Source organism: thiotrophic endosymbiont of Bathymodiolus puteoserpentis (Logatchev) (assembly GCF_900127505.1).
Taxonomy (GTDB): Bacteria; Pseudomonadota; Gammaproteobacteria; order PS1; family Pseudothioglobaceae; genus Thiodubiliella.
On record NZ_UEXF01000007.1, the window covers coordinates 111,690 to 118,886 of the forward strand.

The 7,197-nt window shown below is 36.6% G+C and carries 9 protein-coding genes; all 9 read left to right on the top strand.

The window, feature by feature from the left end:
• Nucleotide 1 precedes the first annotated feature (1 nt).
• Entirely contained in the window at nucleotides 2-841 is an 840-nt protein-coding gene (gene accD, locus BHECKSOX2_RS00655; protein WP_090715811.1) for an acetyl-CoA carboxylase, carboxyltransferase subunit beta, read from the top strand.
• Nucleotides 834-1,253 carry an FKBP-type peptidyl-prolyl cis-trans isomerase gene (locus BHECKSOX2_RS00660; RefSeq protein ID WP_139682037.1) on the top strand — a complete coding sequence of 140 codons (420 nt, stop codon included), beginning with the start codon at nucleotides 834-836 and terminating at the stop codon, nucleotides 1,251-1,253. The genes accD and BHECKSOX2_RS00660 overlap by 8 nt, the downstream gene beginning before the upstream one ends.
• On the top strand, nucleotides 1,250-2,176 hold the full coding sequence (gene ispH / locus BHECKSOX2_RS00665) for a 4-hydroxy-3-methylbut-2-enyl diphosphate reductase (protein ID WP_139682038.1): 927 nt from the start codon (nucleotides 1,250-1,252) through the stop codon (nucleotides 2,174-2,176). The genes BHECKSOX2_RS00660 and ispH overlap by 4 nt, the downstream gene beginning before the upstream one ends.
• Nucleotides 2,177-2,209: 33 nt before the next feature.
• Nucleotides 2,210-3,151, top strand: coding sequence for a carbohydrate kinase family protein (locus BHECKSOX2_RS00670; RefSeq protein ID WP_139682039.1), 942 nt, complete (start codon nucleotides 2,210-2,212; stop codon nucleotides 3,149-3,151).
• 142 nt (nucleotides 3,152-3,293) lie between these two features.
• The gene (locus BHECKSOX2_RS00675) at nucleotides 3,294-4,064 is read left to right on the top strand and encodes a hypothetical protein (protein WP_139682040.1); all 771 of its coding nucleotides are present in this window, start codon (nucleotides 3,294-3,296) and stop codon (nucleotides 4,062-4,064) included.
• Nucleotides 4,065-4,158: 94 nt separating this feature from the next.
• A complete protein-coding gene (locus BHECKSOX2_RS00680; RefSeq protein ID WP_139682041.1) occupies nucleotides 4,159-4,365 on the top strand; it encodes a hypothetical protein in 207 nt (68 codons plus the stop codon).
• A gap of 68 nt (nucleotides 4,366-4,433) precedes the next feature.
• Complete coding sequence (locus tag BHECKSOX2_RS00685; protein ID WP_139682042.1) at nucleotides 4,434-5,093, top strand: hypothetical protein; 660 nt, start codon at nucleotides 4,434-4,436, stop codon at nucleotides 5,091-5,093.
• The gene (locus tag BHECKSOX2_RS00690; protein ID WP_139682043.1) at nucleotides 5,093-6,493 is read left to right on the top strand and encodes a DNA cytosine methyltransferase; all 1,401 of its coding nucleotides are present in this window, start codon (nucleotides 5,093-5,095) and stop codon (nucleotides 6,491-6,493) included. The genes BHECKSOX2_RS00685 and BHECKSOX2_RS00690 overlap by 1 nt, the downstream gene beginning before the upstream one ends.
• Before the next feature lie 35 nt (nucleotides 6,494-6,528).
• Nucleotides 6,529-7,197 (top strand): transposase (locus BHECKSOX2_RS00695; protein ID WP_139683187.1); only part of this gene is annotated, 669 nt, incomplete at its 3' end.

A 7,197-nucleotide genomic window follows, 5' to 3' on the forward strand; every position in this document is an offset into this window, starting at 1 on the left:
GATGAGTTGGTTAGAAAAAATCCTACCTTCTATTACCAGTGTAGCGAAGAAAAATATTCCAGAGGGCTTGTGGAGAAAGTGCCCCAAGTGTGAAACTACCCTTTATTCAGAAGAGTTAGAAGGGTTGGATTATGTTTGTCCCAAATGCGATTATCACATGCGTATTTCTGCTCGTGTACGCCTCAATAGTTTTTTAGACGAAGATGGGCAAAAAGAAATTGCACCTGATTTGGTTGCAGTTGATCCTTTAAAATTTAAAGACCAAAAGAAATACAAAGAACGCATTATTCAAGCACAAAAAACCACCAATGAAAAAGACGCTTTAGTTGTAAAAAGTGGTACGCTACATGGGATGAGCGTTGTTGTAGCTGCATTTGATTTTAAATTTATGGGTGGCTCAATGGGCTCAGTAGTGGGCGAAAAATTTGTCCGTGCAGCGCAACTTTGTATGGATACTGATGTGCCGCTGGTTTGTTTTTCAGCATCCGGCGGTGCACGCATGCAAGAAGGCTTGTTTTCGCTTATGCAAATGAGCAAAACATCACTGGCACTAAAATTACTCAGCAACAAAAAAATTCCATTTATCTCAATTTTAACCGATCCAACCATGGGTGGTGTGTCTGCCAGCTTTGCCATGCTAGGCGATATTCACATTGCCGAGCCAAATGCACTGATTGGTTTTGCTGGGCCCAGAGTAGTGGAGCAAACAGTGCGAGAGGAGTTGCCACCAGGCTTTCAACGCAGTGAATTCTTACTTGAAAAAGGCGCAATCGATATGATTGTACATCGCAGAGATTTGCGCGACAAAGTACACCAACTGCTACAAGCGCTACATGGCTAAATACAAAATCTTCTACAAGCTCACACACGCAAGTGGTGAATTGGTTAATGCCTCGCTTGACACCCCTTTTGAATTTGAAGTTGGCGATGGGCAACTTGACCCTTGCCTAGAATCTTGCATTAAAGAAGCAAAAGTGGGCAAACTGCAAACCTTCTTGTTAAGTGCCAGTGAGGCCTTTGGTCAAGCTGAGAGCGATGCCATTCAAGTGATGCGTCGCGCTGAGTTCCCTAAGGAGTTAGACATCAAGCTTAATAATGGCGTTGAATTTAAAACACCCACAGGTGATTCTTATGCAGGCTGTATTGATAAAATTGATGGCGACAATATTACCGTAAATTTTAATCACCCCTTGGCAGGTTGTGATGTCTCATTCCAAGTAGAAATACTTGAAAAATCTAAAAGCCCTCAATGAAGGTGCTACTTGCCAATCCACGAGGTTTTTGCGCAGGGGTTGAGCGTGCCATTGAAATCGTTGAGCGTGTATTAGAATTGCATGGTGCGCCTATTTATGTGCGTCATGAAGTAGTGCACAACAAATTTGTAGTAGATAGCCTTAAAACCAAAGGTGCGATTTTTGTTGAAGAAATCGATGAAGTGCCAGCAGGCAAAGTGGTGATTTTTAGCGCACATGGTGTATCAAAGGCAGTGCGCCAACAAGCCAATGAACTCGGTGCAATTATTTATGACGCTACCTGTCCACTGGTCACCAAAGTCCATAAGGAAGTCGTGCGCAAACAAAAACAAAACCATCAAGTCATCTTAATTGGACACGAAGGACACCCAGAAGTAGAAGGCACACTTGGGCAATCAAACCAAAGTGCAAGTGTTACATTGATTGAAACCGTTGCAGATGTAGATAAGTTAAATTTGGACAACAAACAACTTTCTTATACAACACAAACCACCTTATCCATTGACGATACCCAGCAAATTGTTAATGCGCTAAAAGATAGATTTCCTGAGATTAAATCACCGCAAAAAGATGATATTTGCTATGCGACGCAAAACCGACAAGACGCCGTTAAAACACTCATGCAAGATTCTGACATGCTCTTGGTATTAGGCTCTAGCAACTCTAGCAACTCAAATCGCTTGAGAGAAATTGCCGAAAAAATGCAAAAAAACGCTTATTTGATTGACGGTGCAAACGAAATTCAACCAAGTTGGCTAACTGATGTCAATACTATTGGGGTTACAGCAGGCGCATCAGCGCCTGAAATATTGGTACAAGAAGTCATTGATTATTTGCGCGATCACGGTGCAAACGAAGTGATTGAAGTAGGTGGCGTGAAAGAAAGCACACACTTTCCAATACCCGAACAATTAAGAAAGTAAACCGAAACACCTACATAAAAAAAGGAGAAAACAATGTCAAAAACAGCTCTCATTTGTGGCTCTTACGCCTTTGATTCTATTATGGTTTTTCACGACCAATTTAAAAACCATATCTTACCCGACAAGGTACATATGCTGAATGTCTCATTCTTAGTGCCAACCATGCGCAAAGAGTTTGGTGGTTGTGGTGGCAATATCGCTTACAATCTACATTTATTAGGCGCCAACTCCGTGCCAATGGCAACCGTGGGCGAAGACTTTACCCCTTATATGAATTGGATGGAATCTCATCATATGAATACCACGCATATAAAAGTAATTGAGGGCACTTACACAGGTCAAGCCTTTATCACCACTGATATGGATGACAACCAAATTACCGCTTTTCACCCGGGTGCGATGAGCGAGTCGCACCAAAACCAAGTCAGTGATGCTTCTGTGGCTGATATTGGCATCGTCTCACCCGATGGGCGCGATGGTATGATTGAACACGCAAAGCAATTCGCCGATAGCAACATCCCTTTTATCTTTGACCCAGGTCAGGGTATGCCAATGTTCTCAGGCGCAGAACTCACCACCTTTATTGAACAAGCGAACTTCGTAGCAGTCAATGACTATGAATCACAAATGCTACAAGAAAAAACAGGTTTGAATTTGACAACCATCGCTTCAATGGTAGATGCGCTAATCATCACCAAAGGAGGTGAAGGCAGTGAAATTCACACAAATGGCGAAGTGATTAACATTGCCCCAGCAAAAACGCAATCTACACAAGACCCAACAGGTTGTGGCGATGCTTATCGTGCAGGATTGTTATACGGTCTGATGAATAACATGGATTGGAAAACCACCGGACAATTGGCAGGACTGTTAGGTGCTATTAAGGTTGCTCATCTAGGCACACAAAACCATCGGTTTGATTTAACAAAAATTGAACACTTATACCGACAAAACTATGGAACATCTTTATTTTGAGTTATAATTCCCAGCATTAGAGTTTTTACAAAATCAGAATGCCTGATCTTATTTTTAATACAGCGTATTAAGGCAATAATGCCTCATACTAATAGAATAGTTAGGGTGACACATAATACACCTATCACATAAAGGAAAAAGCATGGAAAAATGTTTTGTTATTCAACCATTTGATGAAGATAGATTTGATAAGCGATTTAAAGATATTTTTGAACCAGCTATTAAGGCATCAGAATTAGAACCATATAGAGTAGATGGCGATCCAAGTGTAAGAGTTCCGATTGACAGTATTGAAAAAAACATAAAAGAATCTAAAATATGCTTTGCTGATATAACCTCAGATAACCCCAATGTTTGGTATGAATTGGGATTTGCTTTTGCTAGAGAAAAAGATGTTGTTATGGTTTGTTCGGAAGAACGTAAAGGTAATTTGCCTTTTGATATAGGTCATAGACAAATAATTAAATATAGAACAAGATCGACAAGCGACTATAAAACTTTAGAAACACAAATTACTCAAAAATTAAACGCTTACAAAAATACAAGCAAGTTAGTTGAAAAACTGAACGCCTCTCCTGTAGTTGAAACGAAAGGACTGAAAAGCCATGAAGTCGCAATACTTATCTTAATCGCTGAAAATCAATATACAGATGATGATTTTATAGCAATTTATAATTTAAAAGATGAAATGAAAAAATCAGGTTTCACTAATATTGCAACAAATGTTGGTGTGAAAGTCTTGAAAAAAGGCAACCTAATTGAAATATCTACAGAAATAGACGAATGGCACAATAACGAAAAATTCTCAGTTTGTAAATTAACTGAATATGGCAACAATTGGATAATAGATAATCAAGATAAGTTGGTATTTAACAAAGATAATAGCACCGCAGATGATGATATTCCATTTTAAAAAATACCCTAACAATTCATTCCAGCCGACCGCTTACGCGTCGGCTGAATTCAAACGTTATGTGTAAGAAAATTATTTAAATAAAGGATGTTTTATGAATAGAGAGAATATCAACAAAAAACTAACCAATGTACAGGTAATAGATTTTCGTGAGCATTTAAAAGCAAGTGAAAAGTATGTAGATGTTGAAATAATAAGTGCTGATGATTTCGTTTGGAAGGGTTCTATTCCGTACTATTATCGTAGAACAGGTCTATTTATAGAGACAGAATCAGATCTAATAGCATATCTAAAAAAATAAAAGATTTTTTTTCACGATCAAACATTGAGTTATTTCAAAAGGAGGAACAAAAAAGATGGAACAATGAAATGTCAGGAAAGAAAACAACAAAAGAATTTTTTGATAAGTTGTTAAACTTAAAATGGAATAGTGTTGAGCAAGATTTTCCAGCTAATCCTAATTGGGCAAGGAGAATACAAGATATTAAGGAATTTGGGTACACATTAGCAACTCATACAAATATGAGAATAAATAGCACTAATTCAAATGGAACTCATATTTTACTTTTACCAATTCCTAAAGGTGGCGGGACTGGGTACGAAATAATGAGTACATCATTTAAAAATAAAGCAATAAAGGCATTAAACTCAATAAATGCTTTTGAATTAAGTTCAGCCAATAAACACGGTTTAATGCCAGACCACAAATTCCCAGAGATCAGGTGGGATGAGAATACAAAACAAGAAAATGAATCTTTGTCAAAAGAGGAAATAAAAGCAAAATTTCAATTACTAGACAACCAACGTAATTTACAAAAAAGAGAAATCTGTAGGAAATGTTTTCAGACAAACAGACGAGGAGTAATTTTTGGTATCAAGTATTTTTGTGATGGCAGGATAGAATGGGATGATAATATTCCAAAAATTGGCAAAGAAGCTGAAAAAGGGTGTATTGGTTGTGCTTGGTATGATATTCAAAAATGGAGGGATAGTTTAAATGAACTTCTGATGTTACAGGAGGGCAACTAATGAAATTTGGCAGTGTATGTTCAGGAATAGAAGCCGCAAGTGTTGCATTACAGCCATTGGGCTATAACGCTGTTTGGTTTTCAGAAACAGCTGATTTTCCTTCAAGGTTATTAAAAGAAAAATACCCATTAGTCTCAAATTATGGTGATATGTGTAATCTTCCAGAGTTAATAAAATCTGAAAAGATACTCTCTCCTGATGTCTTATGTGGAGGAACTCCATGCCAAGCATTCTCCTTAGCAGGATGGAAACAAGGTTTAGATGATAGTAGAGGACAATTAACCTTAAAATTCATAGAAATTGCTGACGCTATAGACGATAAACGCAAGAATCAAGGAAAAGAACCCTCTATAATTCTATGGGAAAATGTAGAAGGGGTGCTTAAAGATAAAACAAATGCTTTTGGGGTGTTTATTGCAGGTTTAGCGGGGTTAAATAAAGAAATTTCTATAAAAAAATGGAGTCCAGCGGGTGTTCTGTACGGTACTACAAGAAATATTGCGTGGCGTGTACTTGATGCAAAATATTTTGGACTTCCACAACAAAGAAAAAGGTTATTTGTTGTGGCTACTGACAAAAAACAAGACCCAGCAGCCATATTGTTTGAAAAAAGCAAATATTCTGAAAAATTGTTTAACTATAAACAACTATATACCAATAATATAAAGAAACAGAGGGTTGCTTTATCCCCAATTGGTGACAATCAAGCACAAGGTTTTGTCAAAATTAAAAATATTCAAAAAAATAAAATCGAAGTATTTCGCGAATATACTGACTGTCTATATACTGCGTATGGGACAAAATGGAACGGAAATGCAGCAGCGTATAATGGATCTCTTTACATTTCACAAAATGATAGAGTAAGAAGGTTTACTCCAATGGAGTGTGAAAAACTCATGGGCTTCCCTGAAAATTATACAAATATCCCAAAAAATAGAGATACAAATAGGTATCAATCTTTAGGCAATTCATGGGCAATTCCTGTGATTAGTTGGATAGGTAAAAGTATTATTGACAATAAAAACACTCTTCTTGAAAAGATTAAAATTCAGCCAGTTTTATCAAACGAACAATTTGAACTAATTCAATTTAACGATGACTTTATACAAGTTGATGCGGATAATTATATAAATACTTCTCTAACTTCAAATAACCCTATTAAAGGTGATTTATTTTCAGTAATTCAAATTTCTGCACGAGAAAAATTTTACTTAAGTACAAAAGGTTCTGAAGGTATATTGCGTCGAAAAAATGAAAGAGGCATAAAAATGAATGATAGATTAGAATTATTGTTCACTATAAATGGTGGTGCAAATGCTGAGGAATATAAAGGGAAAACACATAACGGGACTGTTGAAAATAAAAACCCAAAAAACAACCAAAAAACACCATATTTATAGTAAAATACTATTAATATCAATAACTTAAAAAAATAATGACCACTCAAACAGAAATCATCAACCTAGAAGACTTAGTTCCAACCAACCACCTCTATCGTAAATTCACCAAACTTATTGATTTAGACAAAATAACCAATAAGCACTTAACCACAATTGCTGGTAATAGTAATTACAAAGGCTACGGTATCAACACCCTATTTAAAACATTGTTATTACAACATCTAGAAGATATTAGCGACAGAGCGTTAGAAAGATTCTTACAAGAAAATACCGCTGCCAAATGGTTTTGTAATTTCGCTTTAAGCGATAAAACGCCAACTTATAGTATCTTTTCAAAGATGCGAACAAAAATAGGCACACATCTTTTATCCAAAATTTTTAACGAAGTTAAAAATATACTTAAATCCAAAGGCTATCTAAATGAAGTCTTTACCTTTATTGACGCTTCTCATTTAGTCGCAAAAGCCAACCTTTGGCAAGCGCGAGATTTAGCCATTGCTAATAAATTAGAAAAACTCAACAACACAACGCTACCAAAGGTGGCTTATGACCAACAAGCAAAGTTTGGCGCCAAAGGTAAAAATAAATTCTGGTATGGTTTTAAAAAACACATTAGTGTGGATATGCAATCAGGGTTAATCAACAAAGTTGCATTAACCCCTGCTAACATCACAGATGCCAAAGGTTTAAAACATGTACTACCA